Annotated in this window: 17 protein-coding genes; all 17 read right to left on the minus strand. The window is 56.8% G+C overall.

The genetic code is table 11. The features are described 5' to 3' along the window. Positions 1-243: 243 nt before the first annotated feature. The 17 genes from tilS to tsf all read right to left on the minus strand — a co-directional run bounded on the left by tilS (position 244) and on the right by tsf (position 20023). Positions 244-1560: a tRNA lysidine(34) synthetase TilS gene (gene tilS, locus JQ845_RS01825; protein ID WP_203008058.1), complete on the minus strand. Its 1317-nt coding sequence runs from the start codon at positions 1558-1560 to the stop codon at positions 244-246. 78 nt (positions 1561-1638) lie between these two features. Then, positions 1639-2586: an acetyl-CoA carboxylase carboxyltransferase subunit alpha gene (locus tag JQ845_RS01830; RefSeq protein WP_003440465.1), complete on the minus strand. Its 948-nt coding sequence runs from the start codon at positions 2584-2586 to the stop codon at positions 1639-1641. 184 nt (positions 2587-2770) lie between these two features. Continuing rightward, the gene (dnaE, locus tag JQ845_RS01835; protein ID WP_003440462.1) at positions 2771-6292 is read right to left on the minus strand and encodes a DNA polymerase III subunit alpha; all 3522 of its coding nucleotides are present in this window, start codon (positions 6290-6292) and stop codon (positions 2771-2773) included. A 78-nt stretch (positions 6293-6370) separates the two neighbouring features. After that, entirely contained in the window at positions 6371-6994 is a 624-nt protein-coding gene (gene rnhB / locus JQ845_RS01840; protein WP_003440459.1) for a ribonuclease HII, read from the minus strand. A gap of 11 nt (positions 6995-7005) precedes the next feature. Beyond that, positions 7006-8136, minus strand: coding sequence for a lipid-A-disaccharide synthase (lpxB, locus tag JQ845_RS01845; protein ID WP_003440456.1), 1131 nt, complete (start codon positions 8134-8136; stop codon positions 7006-7008). A 2-nt stretch (positions 8137-8138) separates the two neighbouring features. Beyond that, complete coding sequence (gene lpxA / locus JQ845_RS01850) at positions 8139-8915, minus strand: acyl-ACP--UDP-N-acetylglucosamine O-acyltransferase (protein ID WP_003440454.1); 777 nt, start codon at positions 8913-8915, stop codon at positions 8139-8141. After that, positions 8912-9352 carry a 3-hydroxyacyl-ACP dehydratase FabZ gene (gene fabZ, locus JQ845_RS01855; RefSeq protein WP_003440450.1) on the minus strand — a complete coding sequence of 147 codons (441 nt, stop codon included), beginning with the start codon at positions 9350-9352 and terminating at the stop codon, positions 8912-8914. Before fabZ ends, lpxA begins: the two co-directional genes overlap by 4 nt. Positions 9353-9461: 109 nt before the next feature. After that, the gene (gene lpxD / locus JQ845_RS01860) at positions 9462-10517 is read right to left on the minus strand and encodes a UDP-3-O-(3-hydroxymyristoyl)glucosamine N-acyltransferase (protein ID WP_003440447.1); all 1056 of its coding nucleotides are present in this window, start codon (positions 10515-10517) and stop codon (positions 9462-9464) included. A 2-nt stretch (positions 10518-10519) separates the two neighbouring features. Continuing rightward, the gene (locus tag JQ845_RS01865) at positions 10520-11023 is read right to left on the minus strand and encodes an OmpH/Skp family outer membrane protein (RefSeq protein WP_003440444.1); all 504 of its coding nucleotides are present in this window, start codon (positions 11021-11023) and stop codon (positions 10520-10522) included. A gap of 45 nt (positions 11024-11068) precedes the next feature. Next, positions 11069-13417, minus strand: coding sequence for an outer membrane protein assembly factor BamA (gene bamA, locus JQ845_RS01870; protein WP_003440442.1), 2349 nt, complete (start codon positions 13415-13417; stop codon positions 11069-11071). A gap of 75 nt (positions 13418-13492) precedes the next feature. Continuing rightward, complete coding sequence (rseP, locus tag JQ845_RS01875) at positions 13493-14845, minus strand: sigma E protease regulator RseP (RefSeq protein ID WP_003440439.1); 1353 nt, start codon at positions 14843-14845, stop codon at positions 13493-13495. A gap of 44 nt (positions 14846-14889) precedes the next feature. Further along, on the minus strand, positions 14890-16077 hold the full coding sequence (gene ispC, locus JQ845_RS01880; protein WP_003440436.1) for a 1-deoxy-D-xylulose-5-phosphate reductoisomerase: 1188 nt from the start codon (positions 16075-16077) through the stop codon (positions 14890-14892). After that, positions 16074-16880, minus strand: a complete 807-nt coding sequence (locus JQ845_RS01885) for a phosphatidate cytidylyltransferase (RefSeq protein ID WP_203008060.1) — start codon at positions 16878-16880, stop codon at positions 16074-16076. Before JQ845_RS01885 ends, ispC begins: the two co-directional genes overlap by 4 nt. Continuing rightward, the gene (uppS, locus tag JQ845_RS01890) at positions 16880-17635 is read right to left on the minus strand and encodes a polyprenyl diphosphate synthase (RefSeq protein ID WP_003440430.1); all 756 of its coding nucleotides are present in this window, start codon (positions 17633-17635) and stop codon (positions 16880-16882) included. The genes JQ845_RS01885 and uppS overlap by 1 nt, the downstream gene beginning before the upstream one ends. Before the next feature lie 15 nt (positions 17636-17650). Then, positions 17651-18208, minus strand: coding sequence for a ribosome recycling factor (gene frr / locus JQ845_RS01895; protein ID WP_003440428.1), 558 nt, complete (start codon positions 18206-18208; stop codon positions 17651-17653). After that, complete coding sequence (gene pyrH, locus JQ845_RS01900; RefSeq protein WP_003440426.1) at positions 18205-18948, minus strand: UMP kinase; 744 nt, start codon at positions 18946-18948, stop codon at positions 18205-18207. Before pyrH ends, frr begins: the two co-directional genes overlap by 4 nt. A 205-nt stretch (positions 18949-19153) precedes the next feature. Beyond that, on the minus strand, positions 19154-20023 hold the full coding sequence (gene tsf, locus JQ845_RS01905; protein WP_003440424.1) for a translation elongation factor Ts: 870 nt from the start codon (positions 20021-20023) through the stop codon (positions 19154-19156). Positions 20024-20174: the final 151 nt, after the last annotated feature.

The raw sequence follows: 20174 nt of genomic DNA on the forward strand, positions 1-20174 counted from the left end.
GTCAGAGCCGCCGGGGAAAGCGAAGGAAGGCCGAAGCCCCCAATCACCAGCATTAGTCACAGTGCACCTTTCGAAAAACTGCTGCGTTGAAACAGACCGATGGAAACCAACGGTTCGATACAAGCCACACATTTTTTTAAAATCGCCCAGCAAAGACTGCTTGGTAATCGGCAACATCTGCAATTCTGGTGAATCTACAGAAGTTGTATCAAGAAGGGAGCGTAGTCTACCGGAAACACCCTTTCAGCTCAAACCTTGATCGCTCTTAGTTGGCAGCCAGTGCAATTGCCAGCGTCCACAGGGGCCGCAGTCCAGTCCCGGGAGGTTTGCCACTGCCAATAACTGCCCGTTTACATACAGAAGCGGCAATCTGCCACGGACAAATAATGGCAACCCCTGCTCGTTGAGCAGTCGCTTCAGGTCACGATGACCACGGTTTTTCACCGTCATCACCTCGCCCCCCTGACGATAGCTCACTTGCACGGAGCCATCGGGTATATCCCCCGACAGACGTAACTGGCCGTTGCCGGGCAATATCAGTGGCTGATGCGGGTTGTGCCATTGCACAGAAGCTGGCGGCTGGCGCAACCAGTCACCGGCCAGCCACCAGATCCTCCCGCCTGAACGGTGCAACTCGCCTTCGGCAAGTTTCCAGAGCGGTTGCCCGTCGCCCCGGGCATCGCGCAAGGCATCCCAACCGGCCCAATGATCGGTATCCGGTAATTGACTGAATGCCGCCAGCCAGTAACGCAACGCATTGCGTTGCCGGGCCGGTGACAGGCAGGTGATCGGCGCAAGCTCCAGCGAGGGCAAGCCGAGCCAGTCGAACTCGCTGACCGCCCCCGCAGCTTGCAGGTCCTGCCGGGCCAGGTCATCGAGCAGGCCCTGCGCCTCGGCACAGTGGGCCGCACTGCGCGCCATGCTGGCGGCTGCTTGCGGCCAGCGCCGGGTCAGCAGCGGGAAAATCTCATGGCGCAAATAATTTCGCGAAAAGTCGGTCTGCTGATTGGACGGATCTTCAATCCAGCTCAGGCTGTGTTCCCGCGCGTAGGCCTCCAGGACGGTGCGCGACACATCCAGCAAAGGTCGACATAAATTGCCTTCACCCAGCCGACGCTGACGCGGCATCGCAGCCAGGCCGCTCACTCCGGCCCCGCGCAGCAGACGAAACAGCAGGGTTTCCGCCTGGTCGTCGCGATGCTGACCGGTGAGCAGCACCTCTTGCGCTCGCGTAAGCGTCACGAACGCCTGATAGCGAGCCTCACGGGCCGCACGCTCAAGACTTGCTCCGGCCTGCACATGCACATGTACAACCTGCAGCGGCACTCCCAGCGCATCACAGAGTGCCTGGCAGTGGGCCGGCCACGCGTCTGCCGCAGCCTGAAGACCATGATGGACATGGATGGCGCTCAGAGGAGGCAGAGAACGGGTTTGACGAAGTTGAGCGAGAACATGCAGCAACACGGTCGAATCGAGACCGCCGGAGAGCGCTACATGCCAGGCCCTGGCATTGCGCCAGGGCTCGAGGGCTTTGAGAAGCAGGATTGAGAGGTTGGACATCGCACAATCCTGTAGGAGCTAGCCTTACAACGCAGCAACGAAGAGCTCGCGCGCAAGCTGGCTCCTACAATGCCCCTGTCAGAGACCGTAGCTCATCAGTCGCTCATAGCGACGCTTGAGCAACGCTTCGTGATCGAGTTTATTGAGCATGTCCAGCTGGGAGGCAAGCTCGGCACGAATCGAAGCGGAAGCCGCCACCGGATCACGGTGCGCGCCACCCAATGGCTCGGTGATGACCTTGTCAACAATACCCAGACCTTTCAAACGCTCGGCAGTAATGCCCATCGCTTCGGCAGCATCCGGCGCCTTTTCGGCGGTTTTCCACAGAATCGATGCACAACCTTCCGGCGAAATCACCGCATAGGTCGAGTACTGCAGCATGTTCAACTGATCGCAGACGCCGATTGCCAGCGCACCACCCGAACCACCTTCACCGATAACAGTGGCAATGATCGGGGTTTTGAGGCGCGACATCACCCGCAGGTTCCAGGCGATTGCTTCACTCTGGTTGCGCTCTTCAGCGTCAATCCCCGGGTAAGCGCCAGGGGTGTCGATGAAAGTCAGGATCGGCATCTTGAAACGTTCGGCCATTTCCATCAGACGGCAAGCCTTGCGGTAGCCTTCCGGGCGCGGCATGCCGAAGTTGCGGCGTACCTTTTCACGCACTTCACGGCCCTTCTGGTGACCAATCACCATGACTGGCTGATCGTCCAGACGGGCAATACCGCCAACAATGGCAGCGTCGTCCGAGAAATGGCGGTCGCCGTGCAGCTCATCGAACTCGGTGAAGATGTGCTCGATGTAGTCCAGGGTGTAAGGACGGCGCGGGTGACGGGCCAGACGGGCAATTTGCCAGCTGGTCAGCTTGCCGAAAATATCTTCAGTCAGCGTTTTGCTTTTGTCTTGCAGACGAGAGATTTCATCGCTGATGTTCAGCGAATTGTCGTTACCAACCAAGCGCAACTCTTCGATTTTGGCTTGCAGGTCAGCAATCGGCTGTTCGAAATCAAGAAAATTCGGGTTCATAAGCATCCGTCTTGGGTCGGCGGCAAAGCATGCCAGAAGAGTTAAAACCCAGCATTTGCTGGTGCTTTTAACCGAACTGGGGCAGCCGGTTGATCTGTATCGCGCCTACCTTAAGGGACAGGCGCTCTCAGGTCGAGATTAAAAATTCGGGTCGAGGTCAGGGCGCTTCTCGCACCCCTGACCGTCAACGGTATTGGAGGAAGACGTTGTCTCGCCCAAACTGGTCACGCAAGGCTTGAATCAAGCTGTCAGCCGGATCGATTCTCCAGGTCTCGCCAAACTGCAGCGTCGCCTTGGCCCCCACTCCGGTGTATTCCATGGTGATCGGGCATGCGCCGCGGTGTTTCTTGAACAAATCGCCCAGCCAGCGCAGTTGATCACCTTTGAGCGCGGACTGTACAACTTTCAGACGCAGGCTTTCGGCCAGGCTGGTTCGGGCGTCTTCCATGCTCATCACACGCTTGACCCGCAGGCGCAGGCCGCCGGAGAAGTCGTCATTGCTGACCTCACCTTCGACCACCACCATCGCATCCGTCTGCAACAGCGATTGCGCCGAATGGAATGCCTCGGCAAACAGCGAGGCTTCAATCCGTCCCGACCGGTCGTCGAGGGTGATGAAGCCCATCTTGTCGCCTTTTTTGTTCTTCATGACCCGCAAAGCGATGATCATGCCGGCGACCGTTTGAGTATCCCGGGCCGGCTTGAGATCAATGATCCGCTGACGGGCAAAACGGCGGATCTCGCCTTCATACTCGTCAATCGGATGGCCGGTCAGGTACAGGCCCAGGGTGTCTTTTTCGCCCTTCAAACGCTCTTTGAGCGTCAGTTCCTTGGCCTTGCGGTGATTGGCGTAGACGTCGGCATCCGCCTCGACAAACAGGCCGCCAAACAGATCGGCGTGCCCGCTGTCGTGGGTGCGGGCGGTTTGTTCGGCAGCCTTGATCGCCTCTTCCATCGCAGCCAGCAATACCGCGCGATTCTGGTCGATACTCGCCTGCCAGGCCTTGGGTTCATCATGGAAAAACGGCCCCAGACGGTCCAGCGCACCGCTACGGATCAGACCATCCAGGGTTCGCTTGTTGATGCGTTTGAGGTCGACCCGGGCGCAGAAATCGAACAAATCGGTGAACGGACCGTCCTGGCGAGCTTCGGTGATGGCCTCTACTGGCCCCTCGCCTACGCCCTTAATCGCACCCAGACCGTAAATGATCCGCCCTTCATCGTTAACCGTGAACTTGAACTCCGAAGCATTCACATCCGGCGCGTCGAGACGCAGCTTCATGGTGCGAATTTCTTCGATCAAGGTCACGACCTTGTCGGTGTTGTGCATATCCGCCGACAGTACCGCAGCCATGAACGGCGCCGGGTAATGGGTTTTCAGCCATGCCGTCTGGTACGACACCAGACCGTAGGCGGCAGAGTGGGATTTGTTAAAGCCATAACCGGCAAATTTCTCTACCAGGTCGAAAATGTTACCGGCAAGGTCGCCATCGATATTGTTGTTGGCACAACCCTCGATAAAGCCGCCGCGCTGCTTGGCCATTTCTTCGGGCTTTTTCTTGCCCATGGCCCGGCGCAACATGTCGGCACCACCCAGGGTGTAGCCGGCCATGACCTGGGCAATCTGCATCACCTGTTCTTGATACAGAATGATGCCGTATGTCGGGGCCAATACCGGCTTGAGCCCTTCGTACTGGTAGTCCGAGTGCGGGTACGCCAGTTCGGCACGACCGTGTTTACGGTTGATAAAGTCATCAACCATGCCTGACTGCAGCGGCCCCGGACGGAACAGGGCCACCAGTGCGATCAAGTCTTCCAGGCAGTCAGGCTTGAGCTTTTTGATCAGCTCCTTCATGCCCCGCGACTCAAGCTGGAACACTGCAGTGGTTTCGGCCTTTTGCAGCAACTGATAGGTCGGCTTGTCATCCAGCGGAATGAAAGCGATATCCAGAGGCGGCTCGTCTACCTTGGCGCGATCACGGTTGATGGTTTTCAGCGCCCAGTCGATGACTGTCAGGGTCCGTAGCCCCAGGAAGTCGAACTTCACCAGACCGGCCGACTCAACGTCGTCCTTGTCGAACTGGGTTACCAGGCCGCCGCCCTCTTCGTCGCAGTAAATCGGCGAAAAGTCGGTAAGTTTGGTCGGCGCGATTACAACGCCACCCGCGTGCTTGCCAACGTTACGGACTACGCCCTCGAGCTTGCGGGCCATGTCCCAGATCTCGGCCGCTTCTTCATCGACCTTGATGAAGTCGCGCAGGATTTCTTCCTGCTCGTAGGCTTTTTCCAGGGTCATGCCGACTTCGAACGGAATCATCTTCGACAGACGGTCCGCCAGGCCGTAGGACTTGCCCTGGACCCGGGCCACGTCACGGATTACCGCCTTGGCAGCCATCGAACCAAAGGTAATGATCTGGCTTACCGCGTTGCGACCATACTTTTCGGCTACATACTCAATGACCCGGTCTCGACCATCCATGCAGAAGTCGACGTCGAAGTCGGGCATCGATACCCGTTCCGGGTTAAGGAATCGTTCAAACAGCAGGTCGTATTCCAGCGGATCAAGGTCGGTGATCTTCTGCACATAGGCCACCAGTGACCCGGCACCCGACCCTCGACCCGGGCCAACGGGTACGCCGTTGCTTTTAGCCCACTGGATAAAGTCCATTACGATCAGGAAGTAACCGGGGAACCCCATCTGGATGATGATATCCAGCTCGAAATTCAGCCGGTCGACATACACCTGGCGCCTGGCGTCATAGTCTTCGGTGGTGTCTTTAGGCAGCAGAACGCTGAGGCGATCTTCCAGACCGTCAAAGGACACCTTGCGGAAATACTCATCGATGGTCATGCCATCGGGAATCGGGAAGTTGGGCAAAAAGTGTTTGCCCAGTTTTACTTCGATGTTGCAGCGCTTGGCGATTTCAACCGAGTTCACCAGCGCCTCTGGCAAATCGCTGAACAGCTCGGCCATTTCTTCGGCGCTTTTCAGGTACTGCTGGTCGCTGTAGTTTTTCGAGCGGCGCGGGTCGTCCAGCGCCCGGCCTTCACCGATGCAGACACGGGTTTCGTGGGCTTCGAAGTCTTCTTGCCTGATGAAGCGCACATCGTTGGTCGCCACCAGTGGCGCGCCGACTGTCTCTGCCAGCGCTACCGCTGCATGCAGGTGCTCTTCGTCATTGGGACGTTTGGTGCGTTGAACCTCGAGATAGAACCGGTCAGGGAATACGGTCATCCATTCGCGGGCCAGAACCTCGGCCTCTTCAGTGTTGCCACTGATCAGCGCGATGCCGATTTCACCCTCCTTGGCTGACGAAAGCATGATCAGGCCTTCAGCAGCCTCGGCTACCCATTCGCGCTCGATAATGACCTGGCCGTTACGCTGACCATCAATAAAGCCACGGGAGATCAGTTCAGTCAGATTGCGGTAGCCGACGCCATTCATCGCCAACAGGCTAAGGCGACTCACCGGGTTTTCCGGGTCTTTGTTCGACAACCACAGGTCAGCCCCGCAAATCGGCTTGATCCCGCCGCCCATGGCCGCTTTATAGAATTTGACCAAAGAACACATGTTGTTCTGGTCGGTCACCGCCACGGCGGGCATATTCATCCCGGCCAGGGTTTTGATCAGCGGTTTGATCCGCACCAGGCCATCGACCAGGGAGTATTCAGTGTGCAGGCGCAGGTGAACGAATGAAGCCGGCATGGTGATCCTGTCTTTAAGCTTTGAGAAACAACAAGGCCCGGATTGTACCGGGCCTTGGCAAAAACATCAGCCTTGGGGCTAAATCTCGGTCGCCTCGCGGGCTTCCCAGGCCCGACGCACCGGACCAAACGAACGCCGGTGTATCGGCGTGGGACCAAGGCGTTCCAGCGCCTCGAGGTGTACCGGGGTCGGATAACCCTTGTGTCCGCCGATGCCATAGCCGGGATAGATCAACTCAAAGGCGGCCATCTCCCGATCACGACTGACCTTGGCCAGAATCGAAGCCGCTGCAATCGCCGGAACCTTGCTGTCGCCTTTAACCACGGCCTCAGCCGGCATCGCCAGTTTAGGGCAGCGGTTGCCATCGATCATGGCCAGCTTGGGGGTAATGCTCAGGCCTTCGACAGCCCGCTGCATGGCCAGCATGGTGGCGTGCAAAATATTCAGCTCGTCGATTTCTTCAACTTCGGCCCGGGCAATACACCAGCTCAGGGCTTTTTCGCAGATTTCGTCGTAAAGCTTTTCACGCCGCGCTTCGGTGAGCTTTTTCGAATCATTGAGCCCGGCGATGGGACGCGCAGGGTCAAGAATTACCGCTGCGGTCACTACCGCGCCGCACAACGGCCCGCGGCCCACCTCATCGACTCCGGCCACAAGGTCTTCGGCCAGATCGACCAGATTGAAGTCCAGCCCGATTTGCATGGTTACTTTACTCATTTGGATTGCGCAATCAGATCCAGCACCGCTTTGGCGGCCTGATTGGAAGCGTCGAGACGCAATGTACGGTGTATCTCGTCAAAGCCCCGGGTCTGCTCTTCGCCACCGTCCAGCAAGGGCAGCAGGGTTTGCGCCAATGCTTGCGGGGTAGCCGCATCCTGCAACAGTTCAGGCACCAACATCCGTTGAGCCAGCAGGTTGGGCAATGACACGTAGGGACTTTTGACCAGACGCTTGAGAATCCAGTAGGTCAGACCTGCAAGACGATAAGCCACCACCATCGGGCGCTTGTACAGCAGCGCTTCCAGGGTGGCCGTACCGGATGCAATCAATACCGCATCACAAGCCGCCAGGGCCAGATGCGAGCGGCCGTCGAGCAAGGTCAGGGGCAGATCACGCCCGACCAGCAACTGTTCGATTTGCGCCCGGCGCGCCGCATTGGCGCAAGGCAGGACAAACCGCACATCAGGTCGTGCTTCACGAATTTTTTGCGCAGCATCCAGAAACAGCCCGCCCAGCTTACCCACTTCGCCACCGCGACTGCCCGGCATCAAAGCGACCAGCGGCCCCTCAGGCAACCCCAGCTCGGCACGCGCACCGGCTTTGTCGGCCTCAAGCGGGATGGTGTCTGCCAGAGAGTGTCCGACGAAACGCACAGGTACACCGTGCTCTTCATAGAACCTGGCTTCAAACGGCAGCAAGGTCAGCATCAAATCGCAGCCTTCGCGGATTTTCAGCACTCGCTTCTGACGCCACGCCCACACGGAAGGGCTGACGTAGTGCACGGTTTTGATCCCGGCACGACGTAACTGGAGTTCGATATTGAGCGTGAAGTCAGGCGCATCGATGCCGATAAAGACATCGGGCCTTTCTGCGATCAGGGTCTGGACCAGAAGCTTGCGGCGCTTGAGCAATTCGCGCAAACGACCCAGCACCTCAACCAGCCCCATGACCGACAGTCGCTCCATCGGGAAGTAAGAGCTCATGCCCTCAGCTTCCATCAATGGGCCACCGACGCCGATAAATTCGACATCAGGATGCTGTGCCTTGAGTGCCCGCATCAGCCCCGAGCCCAAAATGTCGCCCGAAGCCTCCCCTGCCACCAGCGCGATACGCAATCTAGCCATGACTAGCGCGTAATGCCGCGGGTGGAGGATTGAATCGACTCAACAAACATTGCAACTTCAGGGAATTGCGCAGCAGGCTCAGCCAGTTCGGCCAGCGCCTGATCAACGGTCAAGCCCTGGCGGTACACCACTTTATAGGCGCGGCGTAACGCGTGAATGGCGTCTTCACTGAAACCGCGACGGCGCATGCCTTCGAAGTTCATGCTGCGCGCTTGCGCAGGGCTGCCAAACACCGTCACAAATGCCGGTACGTCCTTGCCAATGGCGGTGCCCATGCCCGAGAAGCTGTGGGCGCCGATATGGCAGAACTGATGAACCAGAGTAAAACCGGACAGGATCGCCCAGTCACCCATGTGCACATGGCCCGCCAGGGCAGCGTTATTGACCAGAATGCAGTGATTGCCGATCACGCTGTCATGGCCGATGTGGGCATAAGCCATGACCAGATTGTGATCGCCCAGGGTTGTTTCGGCGCGATCCTGAATGGTACCGCGATGAATGGTGACCCCTTCACGAATGACGTTGTGGTCACCGATCACCAGACGGGTTTCTTCGCCCTTGTACTTCAGATCAGGTGTGTCCTCGCCTACCGAAGAGAACTGGTAGATACGATTGTGCTTACCGATCCTGGTTGGGCCCTTGAGAATCACATGCGGCCCAATCACTGTCCCCTCGCCGATTTCCACACCTGCGCCGATGATCGACCATGGGCCGACCTCGACGTCGTCGGCCAATATGGCCGTCGGATCGATGATTGCGCGAGGGTCAATCAAACTCATAGTTTGCGTTCCGCACAGATAATTTCAGCCGAGCAAACCGGCTTTCCATCAACCGACGCCTGGCACTCGAACTTCCAGATCTGACGCTTGCAGCTCAGAAATTTGGCTTCAAGAATCAGTTGATCACCCGGGGTGACCGGTTGACGGAAGCGCAGCTTGTCGGAGCCCACGAAATAGTAAAGCGTGCCGTCGGCAGGCTTGAGGTCGAGCATTTTGAAGCCAAGGATACCAGCTGCCTGAGCCATCGCTTCAATGATCAAAACGCCGGGCATGATTGGGTGCGCCGGAAAGTGACCGTTGAAAAAAGGTTCATTGATGCTGACATTCTTGTAGGCACGAATGCGCTTGTTCTCGATATCCAGATCCACTACGCGATCCACCAGCAGGAACGGATAACGGTGGGGCAGATATTCGCGAATCTCGTTGATGTCCATCATTTCGTGGGGAAGCCTGTAATAAAGATTGGGCGCGCGCGACTAAGGCGCGCTCCTCTAGCAAATCAAGGAAGCAAACCAGTGGCTATGCACACTTGATATGGAAAATGTATTAGCCCTCTGAAGAAGCTTTACCGTCCGGGGTCACTTCCCCGACGTGCTTTTCCAGATGTTTAAGCCGTCTGGCGATATCGTCCAGCTGACGAATACGTGCCGCGCTCTTGCGCCATTCGGCCGCCGGCTGCATGGCGGTCCCTGAAGAATAGGCGCCTGGTTTGGTAATCGAGTGAGTCACCATCGTCATACCAGTCAAGAACACGTTGTCACAAATTTCAATGTGCCCCACCAAACCGACACCACCCGCCAACATGCAGTGCTTGCCGATTTTAGTGCTACCGGAAATGCCCACACAGGCAGCCATGGCCGTATGGTCACCGACCTGAACGTTATGGGCGATCTGGATCTGGTTATCCAGCTTGACGCCATTACCCAGCACCGTGTCGGCCAAAGCACCGCGGTCGACGGCGGTGTTGACGCCAATTTCGACATCATCACCGATGGTTACCCCACCGATCTGCGCGATCTTTTGCCAGACACCCTTCTCGTTGGCGAAACCAAAACCCTCACCGCCCAGCACAGCACCCGACTGAATCACCACGCGCTTGCCGATGCGTACGTCGTGATAAAGCGTTACCCGTGGTGCCAGCCAGCCGCCCTCGCCGATTTCACAACGGGCCCCGATAAAGCAGTGGGGACCGACCGTGACGCCGGCAGCGATTCGAGCACCACTTTCAATCACCGCAAAAGCACCAATGCTGGCCAGCGGATCAATCACCGCATCAACAGCAATGACTGCCGTCGGGTGAATGCCGGGCGCAGCCTTGGGCTTGGGATCGAACAAGTGGGAAATTCGGGCATATGCCAGATAAGGATCAGGTACCAATAGCGCATCACCGACATAATCCTCGGCATCGTCCGGCTTGAGCAATACAGCTCCCGCGTGACAGTCGACAAGGAATTTTCGGTACTGGGGATTGGCCAGAAAGCTCAACTGAGCTGGGCCAGCCTCTTGTAAAGTGGCTAGCCCAGTAATTTCTTTCTCCGCGCTGCCACGCAAGGTGGCACCGAGGAACTCGGCCAATTGGCCGAGTTTTATAGTCGCAGTCATAATTACTTCAGCTGATTCATGCGCTCGATAACCTGGCGAGTGATGTCGTACTGAGGTTTGACATCAATCACAGCACCACGCTCGAATACCAGGTCAAAGGCACCTTTCTTGATGACTTCTTCAACAGCGCTGTCCAGTTTTGGCTTGAGCTGTTTCAGCATTTCACGGTCAGCAACTGCTTTGGCTTCGTTCAGTTCCTTGGACTGGAACTGGAAATCGCGGGCCTTTTGCTTGAATTCAAGCTCCAGACGCTCACGCTCGCCCTGCTGCATTTTGTCGCCGCCTTTTACCAGACGATCCTGAATACCCTTGGCGCTGCTTTCCAGGCTTTTGAGCTTGGTCAGTTGCGGGCCAAATTTCTTCTCGGCATCCACGGCATAACGCTTGGCAGCGTCAGATTCCAGCAATGCCATCTGATAGTTCAGTACGGCAATTTTCATATCAGCAAAGGCTGGGCCAGCGACCAGGACCGAAGCCAGGAGAACCAATTGAGTCAACTTGCGCACGATGCACTCCTAAAAAATCTGTTGTCTGTGTCTAAAGTCAGGCTTTTAGAAAGTCTGGCCGAGGGAGAACTGGAATACCTGGGTATCTGCGTCATCCGGTTTCTTGACCGGCATTGCCAAGCTGAAGCTTAGCGGGCCAAGTGCAGTCACCCAGGTCACGCCAACACCGACAGAGCTGGCCATGTTGCTAAAGCTGATGTCGCAATCCTTGGTATCGCCCTTGCAGTTGGTGTCGAACACGTTACCAACATCCCAGAACACAGAGGTCCGCAGGGAGCGCTGATCTTTGACGAACGGCATCGGGAACAGAACTTCCACACCGCCCTGGATCAGCACGTTACCACCAAATGGTAGCGGATCCTGATCAGGGTCAGCGATGGTGCCCGGGTTTTTACCCGAGCTAGGCGTGCTGCGAGGGCCCAGAGCGCTGTCCTTGAAACCACGTACCGAGTTGAAACCACCGGCGTAGTAGTTCTCGTAGAACGGCAGGCCTTCAGTCGAACCGTAACCGTCGCCATAGCCCAGCTCTGTGTGCAGACGCATGGTGTAGGTGTCGGTCAACGGCTGGAACAACTGGGCACGGTAGTCCAGCTTGTAGAACTGCAGGTCGCTGCCAGGAATCGTGCTTTCAAGCACCAGGCTCTGCGAGCTGCCGCGTGTTGGCAGTACACCTTTGTTCAGGGTCGATTCAGACCAGCCGACCGATGCCTTGAAGTTGAGGTACTTGGTGCCTTCACGGTTTACGAAGTCGAAAATCTCGTCAACGGTGTACTGACCGGTACTGATTTCATCCTGCTGCACGGTCAGACCATAGGTCAGACGCGAGGTGTCGCTGATCGGGTAGCCCATGCTGACGCCTGCACCCAGGCTGTCAACGGAGTAGTTGGCAACGTCAACGTCCAGATCTTTGTAGTCAGTGGTGCGGTAGAACACGTTGTAGCCCAGGCTTACGCCATCTGCAGTCCAGTACGGATCAACGTAGCTGAAGTTGTAGCGGCTCTGGTATTCGCTGCGGGTCAGGCCAATGCTGACCTTGTTACCCGTACCCAGGAAGTTGTTCTGCGTGATCGAGCCACCCAGGATCAAACCGGCGCTCTGGGCAAAACCGACGCTGGCAGTGATCGAACCCGAAGCCTGTTCTTCTACGGCGTAGTTCACGTCAACCTGGTCGTCAGTGCCTGGCACAGCCGGAGTTTCAACGTTCACTTCCTTGAAGAAGCCCAGACGCTCAAGGCGAACCTTGGACTGGTCAATCAGGTAAGTCGAAGCCCAGCCACCTTCCATCTGGCGCATTTCGCGACGCAGAACCACGTCTTCAGACTTGGTGTTGCCGCGGTAGTTGATGCGGTTCACGTAAGCACGCTTGCCCGGATCAACCACAAAAGTGATGGCTACCGTGTGATCTTCAGGGTTTGGCTGAGGCACACCGTTCACGTTGGCGAAGGTGTAGCCCTCGTTACCCAGACGACGGGTAATCAGTTCGGAGGTAGTGGTCATCAGCTTGCGCGAGAACACCTGCCCTGGCTGAACCAGCAACAGCGATTTGATCTGGTCTTCAGGAACCTTGAGGTCACCGCTCAGTTTCACTTCGCCGACATTGTATTTTTCGCCTTCATTCACGTTGACCGTGATGTAGACGTTCTTCTTGTCGGGGGTGATCGATACCTGGGTCGAAGCGATATCCATATTGATATAGCCGCGATCGAGGTAGTAAGAGCGCAGACGCTCAAGGTCACCCGACAGTTTTTCACGAGCATACTTGTCGTCATTCTTAAAGAACGACAGCCAGTTCGTGGTTTTCAGTTCGAAGAGGTCAACCAGATCTTCTTCAGGGAAGACGGTGTTGCCCACCACGTTGATGTGCTGGATAGCAGCAACCGTGCCTTCATTGATGTTGACCTTCAGGGCAACGCGGTTACGCGGCTCGGGCACCACTTCGGTGTCAACCGTGGCCGAGTAGCGGCCCTGGGCAACATACTGGCGTTGCAGCTCGTTGCGTACACCCTCAAGGGTTGCACGCTGGAAGATTTCACCTTCGGCCAGGCCCGACTGTTTGAGCCCTTTCATCAGGTCATCAGTGGAGATCGCCTTGTTACCGTCGATGGTGATGCTGGAGACGGATGGACGTTCGACAACCGTAATGACAAGCACATTGCCATCACGACCCAGTTGGATATCCTGAAAGAAACCGGTTTTGAACAACGCACGAGTGGATTCCACCAAACGGCGGTCATCCGCTACTTCACCCACGTTCAGAGGCAACGCACCAAACACGCTACCGGCGGAAACCCGCTGCAGCCCGTTGACACGAATATCAGAGATAGTGAAGGACTCGGCGTGAACTTCGGCGATCATCAGTACGGCGAGAACCGCAGTTAGCAGCAGACGTTTCATGAAGTCCTTTCTTATTCCAACTGGCAATAAACAAACTGCCGCAAAATGCGGCAGATTCGCAATTCAGCGAAGTGTTTACAGACGTCCCAGATCGTTGACCAGAGCAAGCAACATCACCCCGATCACCAAACTGATACCGATCTGCATCCCCCAACCCTGCACCCGATCCGACAAGGGACGACCACGCGCCCACTCGATCAGATAAAACAATAAATGCCCCCCATCCAGTACAGGGATGGGCAACAAATTCAGAACCCCAAGGCTAATACTCAGATAAGCCAGGAAACTCAGGAAATCCACGACGCCCGACTGGGCAGAAGCGCCCGCCACTTTAGCAATGGTTATCGGTCCACTCAAGTTTTTTACCGAGAGCTCACCGAACAACATTTTCTTCAGCGAATCGAGAGTCAATACGCTCATGGTCCACGTACGCTTTGCACCCTCCCCGATTGCGGCGAGCGGGCCGTAACTGACCTCACGAATCATTGCCGGTGGCCAATCGACACCTTTGGCCCCCGCCCCCAGATAGCCGGTTGCCGCCTTACCTTCGCCGCGAGCCGCAAGGGTAACAGGGACATCAAGCGCAACCCCGTCGCGCTCGACATGCAACACAACACGGGAGTCCGGCCGCACGCGAACCCAGTCAACCACCTGCTGCCAGTCGTTGATGGCCTGATCGTTGATGGCCAACAGCTTGTCACCGATTTTAAGTCCGGCAGCCTGTGCCGGGCCTTTCGGGTCAAGCTCTGCCAGCACTGCCGGCAACTCGGGGCGCCACGGGCGAATACCCAGCGACTTGATCGGATCCGGCTCGTCAGCAGACTTGAGCCAGTCATGCAGGATCAACTGATGCGAAGTCTCGACATCCGAGCCCGGCCCGCGCACTGCGATCTGGATAGAACCGCTTTCGCCCAGACGGCGGACCAGTTGCAGGTTTACGTTCGACCAGCCAACGGTCGGCTCGCCGTCAATGGCAACGATTTCCTGGCCGGCCACAAGGCCGGCCTGAGCTGCCAGGCTGGCGCTTTCTACGGCACCGATTACAGGCCGCACCTGCTGGCTGCCCATCATTGCCAGCACCCAGAAAAACACCATCGCCAACAAGAAGTTGGCGATCGGCCCGGCGGCGACAATGGCTATGCGCTGACCAACGGTCTTGCGATTGAAGGACTGATCCAGCTGATCGGCGGGAACCTCGCCTTCGCGCTCGTCGAGCATTTTCACGTAGCCACCCAACGGGATGGCTGCAATGACAAACTCGGTACCCTTGCGGTCATGCCAGCGCAGCAAAGGCGTACCGAAACCCACGGAGAAACGTAGAACCTTGACGCCGCAACGGCGCGCCACCCAAAAGTGACCGAATTCATGAAAAGTGACCAGCACACCCAATGCCACCAGGGTGCCAACAATCATATATAGCGCACTCATCTACTTTCTCCGCGATCCTGTCCGGTTCCGGCAAGCACCACTTATCAGCCGTTACGACTCAACCACTGTTCAGCCCGCATTCGCGCCTTGGTATCGGCGGCGAAGACCGCCTCTAACTCGTCTACTGCAACCACAGGCTCACTGTTTAAAACGTCTTCGATAATACGGGCAATTTGCGGGTAACGGATTCGGCCATCAAGAAAGGCCGCAACCGCTACTTCGTTCGCCGCATTCAGCATCGCCGGCGCACTGTTGCCCGCCATGGCCGCTTCACGGGCCAGGCGCAAGCAGGGAAAGCGCTGCTCATCCGGGCGCTGGAAATCAAGACGCGCAACTGCAAACAGATCCAGCGGCGCGACCCCCGAATCAATGCGCTCAGGCCATGCCAGGGCATTGGTAATCGGAGTGCGCATATCCGGATTACCCAGCTGGGCAAGCACCGAACCGTCCACATAATCGACCAGCGAATGAATCACGCTTTGCGGATGGATGACCACCTCGACCTGGTCCGGTCTGGCGTCAAACAGCCAGCAAGCCTCGATCAACTCCAGGCCCTTGTTCATCATGCTGGCAGAGTCTACGGAAATCTTGCGCCCCATCGACCAGTTGGGATGGGCACAGGCCTGATCCGGCGTAACGTGCTCAAGCTCCGCCAGGGGGGTCTGGCGAAAAGGTCCGCCAGACGCCGTCAACAGAATCCGGCGAACGCCAACATTAGTCAGGCCTCGGGCGAAATCCTGCGGCAGGCACTGGAAAATGGCGTTGTGCTCACTATCAATGGGCAACAGCACCGAACCACTGCGGCGAACAGCCTGCATAAACAGGTCGCCGGTCATCACCAGCGCTTCTTTATTCGCCAACAGGATTTTTTTGCCTGCATTGACCGCTGCCAGTGTCGGACGCAAGCCCGCAGCACCAACAATCGCCGCCATGACCGAATCAACCTCGGGCGCCGAAGCAATCTGGCACAGGCCTTCCTCACCCACCAGGACCTCGACACCGAGCCCTGCCGAGCGCAGGCCGGCCAGCAACTGGCTGGCCGCACGATCATCCGGCACGACCACAACCTTTGGCTTGTGGGTAATGCACAACGCCAGCAGCTCGGCGAGACGGCTGTAACCGCTCAAACCGAACACCTGATAGCGATCAGGGTGACGGGCAACAACATCCAGGGTGCTCAGGCCAATCGAACCCGTAGCCCCCAGAACAGTAATCTGTTGTGGACGGCTCATGACGCCGCCATCCACAGCAATACAGCAAATACCGGGATCGCCGCAGTCAAACTGTCGATGCGGTCCAGAACACCACCATGGCCAGGCAGCAGGTTACTGCTGTCCTTGATCCCGGACTGGCGTTTGAACATGCTTTCGGTGAGGTCACCCACCACCGAAATCAATACGATCACGCCAGCACCGACCAGTGCGGCAAACATCTCGGAGGCGCTCCAGCCACGCGCCACACCGACCGCAGCGGTGATCAGCAAGCTCAGCAACAAGCCGCCAAATACACCCTCCCAGCTTTTGCCCGGACTGACTTTCGGTGCGAGCTTGCGCTTGCCGAATTTACGCCCCGAGAAATAGGCGCCGATATCGGCACCCCACACCAGAACCATCACTGCCATGATCAACCAGTTACCCAGCGCCATCGCCTTGATCAGCACCAGACCCTGCCAGGCCGGCAACAGAATCAACAGGCCGATGACCAGTTTGGTCGCAGTCGTTGACCAGTGCACCGATGATTGCGGAAAGGTCAGCACCAGGTAGGTTGCCACTGCCCACCATAGAACCGCAGCACCCAACACCCATGGCGCCAGATCAGGGAATATGTGCAGGCCAAACAGCAGCAAAGCTACAACCGCAGCAAAGGCAACGCGGGCTGGCTGAGCGTCAAAACCCGCCAGGCGTGCCCATTCCCAGGCCCCCAGGGTCACGACCAGGCCAATGAACAGCGCAAAGCCGGCCCCCTCAAGCAGGAAAAAACCGCACAGGGCAATTGGCAGCAAGATAAGAGCAGTAATGATTCGTTGTTTAAGCATTAAACCCGGGCTCCAGCCTCAACCTGCTCGCTCGTTTTACCGAAGCGGCGCTGGCGAGAAGCGAAATCAGCCAATGCATGACGCATGGCTTCGTGTTTGAAGTCCGGCCAGAACAGGTCGGAGAAGTACAACTCGGAATAGGCCAGCTGCCACAGCAGAAAATTGCTGATGCGATGCTCGCCACCGGTGCGAATGCACAGATCAGGCAAAGGCAGATCACCCGTTACCAGACAGGCTTGCAACACGTCAGGGGTGATGTCTTCAGGCTGTAAATGCCCTGCCTGCACCTGACGCGCCAACTGCTGAGCGGCCTGGGCGATGTCCCACTGACCGCCGTAGTTAGCGGCGATCTGCAGCACAAAGCGCTCAGAACCCGCAGTCATTGCTTCCGCTTCACGCATCGCCATTTGCAAATCGGGATGAAAGCGTGAGCGGTCGCCAATGATCCGCAGACTGATGTTGTTTTCATTGAGGCGCTTGGCCTCACGACGCAGTGCCCGGAAGAACAAGTCCATCAAGGCACTGACTTCTGCTGCCGGGCGCTGCCAGTTTTCACTGGAGAACGCGAACAGCGTCAGCACCTCGACCTTGGCCTGGGCACACACTTCAATCACTGCGCGAACCGCATCCACTCCCGCTTTATGCCCGGCAACACCCGGCATAAAGCGTTTTTTCGCCCAGCGATTATTACCGTCCATAATGATGGCGACGTGTCGCGGCACCGATGACGGCTCAGCCTGCTTGGTCATTTCCATAAAACGCCCAGACCCTTATACGGCCATCAGGTCAGCTTCTTTCTGCTTGGTGGCAGTTTCGATATCAGCTACAGCCTTGTCGGTCAGCTTCTGAATATCATCAGCAGCACGACGCTCTTCGTCTTCGCTGATTTCTTTTTCCTTGACCAGATCTTTCAACTGGCTCAGCGCATCGCGACGAATATTACGCACAGCAATGCGGGCATCTTCAGCTGCGTCACGGGCCTGCTTGGCGAACACCTTGCGGGTTTCTTCAGTCAGGGCAGGCATGGAGATCAGCAGCAATTCGCCCAGGTTAGTCGGATTGAGGTTCAGACCGGCGCTCTGGATTGCCTTGTCTACCGCACCGAGCATATTGCGCTCGAACGCTACGACTTGCAGGGTACGGGAGTCTTTGACAGTGATGTTGGCCACTTGGCTGATCGGAGTATCCGAGCCGTAGTAAGGCACCATCACGCTACCCAGAATGCTCGGGTGAGCCTTGCCGGTACGGATCTGGCCAAATGCATGGGACAGAGATTCCAGCGATTTCTGCATGCGCGTTTGAGCGTCTTTTTTGATTTCGTTGATCATTGTTGACCTTCCTCGATCAGAGTGCCTTCAGCGCCGCCATGGACAATATTAAGCAGGGCGCCGGGCTTGTTCATGTTAAATACACGCAATGGCATTTTATGGTCGCGGCACAAGCAGATAGCCGTCAGGTCCATTACGCCCAGCTTGCGATCCAGTACTTCATCGTAAGTCAGATGATCGAACTTCTCGGCATGCGGGTCTTTGAATGGATCTGCGGTGTACACGCCGTCGACCTTGGTTGCCTTGAGCACCACATCAGCGTCAATTTCAATGGCACGCAAACAGGCAGCCGAATCCGTCGTGAAGAATGGATTACCGGTACCTGCAGCAAAAATCACCACATCCTTGGCGTTCAGGTGACGCATGGCCTTGCGACGATCGTAATGATCAGTCACGCCCACCATGGAAATGGCCGACATTACGATGGCGGAGATATTCGCACGTTCCAGCGCGTCGCGCATGGCCAGGGCGTTCATCACGGTTGCCAGCATGCCCATATGGTCGCCTGTAACGCGATCCATACCTGCAGCACTCAGCGCAGCCCCACGGAACAGGTTGCCACCACCAATCACCAACCCTACCTGAACACCGATACCAACCAGCTGGCCGACTTCCAGCGCCATGCGGTCGAGAACTTTGGGATCGATCCCGAACTCTTCAGAGCCCATCAGGGCTTCGCCGCTTAGCTTGAGTAGAATGCGTTTATAGCGAGCTTGATAACCACTGCCCTGCTGAGCCATTGCGAATCTCTCCTGCCGCGTTTTATAAAAAATCTGTGCGAGGCTGTTTACAGCCCGCGCTTACTCTAGCTGGCACTGCACAGCAGCACCATCGGAACACTATTTTGTAAACCGGTTCCGCCGGGAAGGGAAAATCCCCACCCATTTGAAAAGAGGCTGCGCGCGTGAGCGGGCAGCCTCTTCGGGTCGACAGTTTAGAACCGTCTTATTGCTTGCTTGCAGCCACTTGTGCAGCAACTTCAGCAGCGAAGTCATCAACTGGCTTCTCGATACCGTCGCCTACTTTGAAGTAGGTGAAGGAAACGATTTCAGCGCCGGCTTTCTTGGCCAGTTCGCCGACCTTGATTTCCGGGTTCTTAACGAAAGCTTGTTCAACCAGGCTGGCTTCAGCCAGGAACTTGCTGATACGACCGGCAACCATTTTTTCAACGATTTCTGCTGGCTTGCCTTTGATCTTGTCTTCGTTGAGGCTCATGAACACGGTTTTTTCGCGTTCGATAGCATCAGCGGAAACTTGCGATGGCAGCAGGAACTCAGGGTTGCTTGCAGCTACGTGCATGGCGATATCACGTGCCAGCTCGGCGTTGCCGCCTTTCAGAGCTACTACAACACCGATCTTGTTGCCGTGCAGGTAAGCATCAACAACGTCGCCTTCGATGCGGGCCAGGCGACGGATGTTTACGTTCTCGCCTACTTTACCAACCAGAACCAGACGATCAGCTTCTTGCGAAGCGATCAGCGGAGCTGCGTCGGTCAGCTTCTCAGCGAAAGCTTTTTCTACGCTGTCAGCAACGAATTTTTTGAAGTCGTCTTGCAGAGCCAGGAAGTCGGTTTGCGAGTTAACTTCAAGAATAACGGCAGATTTGCCATCTTCAGCAACTTTAACTGCGATAGCGCCTTCAGCAGCAACGTTGCCTGCTTTTTTGGCAGCCTTGATGGCGCCCGAAGCACGCATGTCATCAATGGCTTTTTCGATGTCGCCGCCAGCCTTGGTCAAGGCTTTCTTGCAATCCATCATGCCTTCGCCGGTACGCTCACGCAGTTCTTTAACCAACGCTGCAGTAATCTCTGCCATTTCAAAATTCCTCTTGGATAGGTTTTCAACCATTCCACCCGACCGAACGGGCGTTCAATTCGTGTGAAGCATGCCTCGATACAACCCTGCCAGCCGCAATCTGATACAGCAACGCCAGGGCAACTTCCAACAAATGGATTTCGAGGTGGCA

Origin of the sequence: Pseudomonas paraversuta (genome assembly GCF_904063065.1) — a bacterium.
Taxonomy (GTDB): domain Bacteria; phylum Pseudomonadota; class Gammaproteobacteria; order Pseudomonadales; family Pseudomonadaceae; genus Aquipseudomonas; species Aquipseudomonas paraversuta.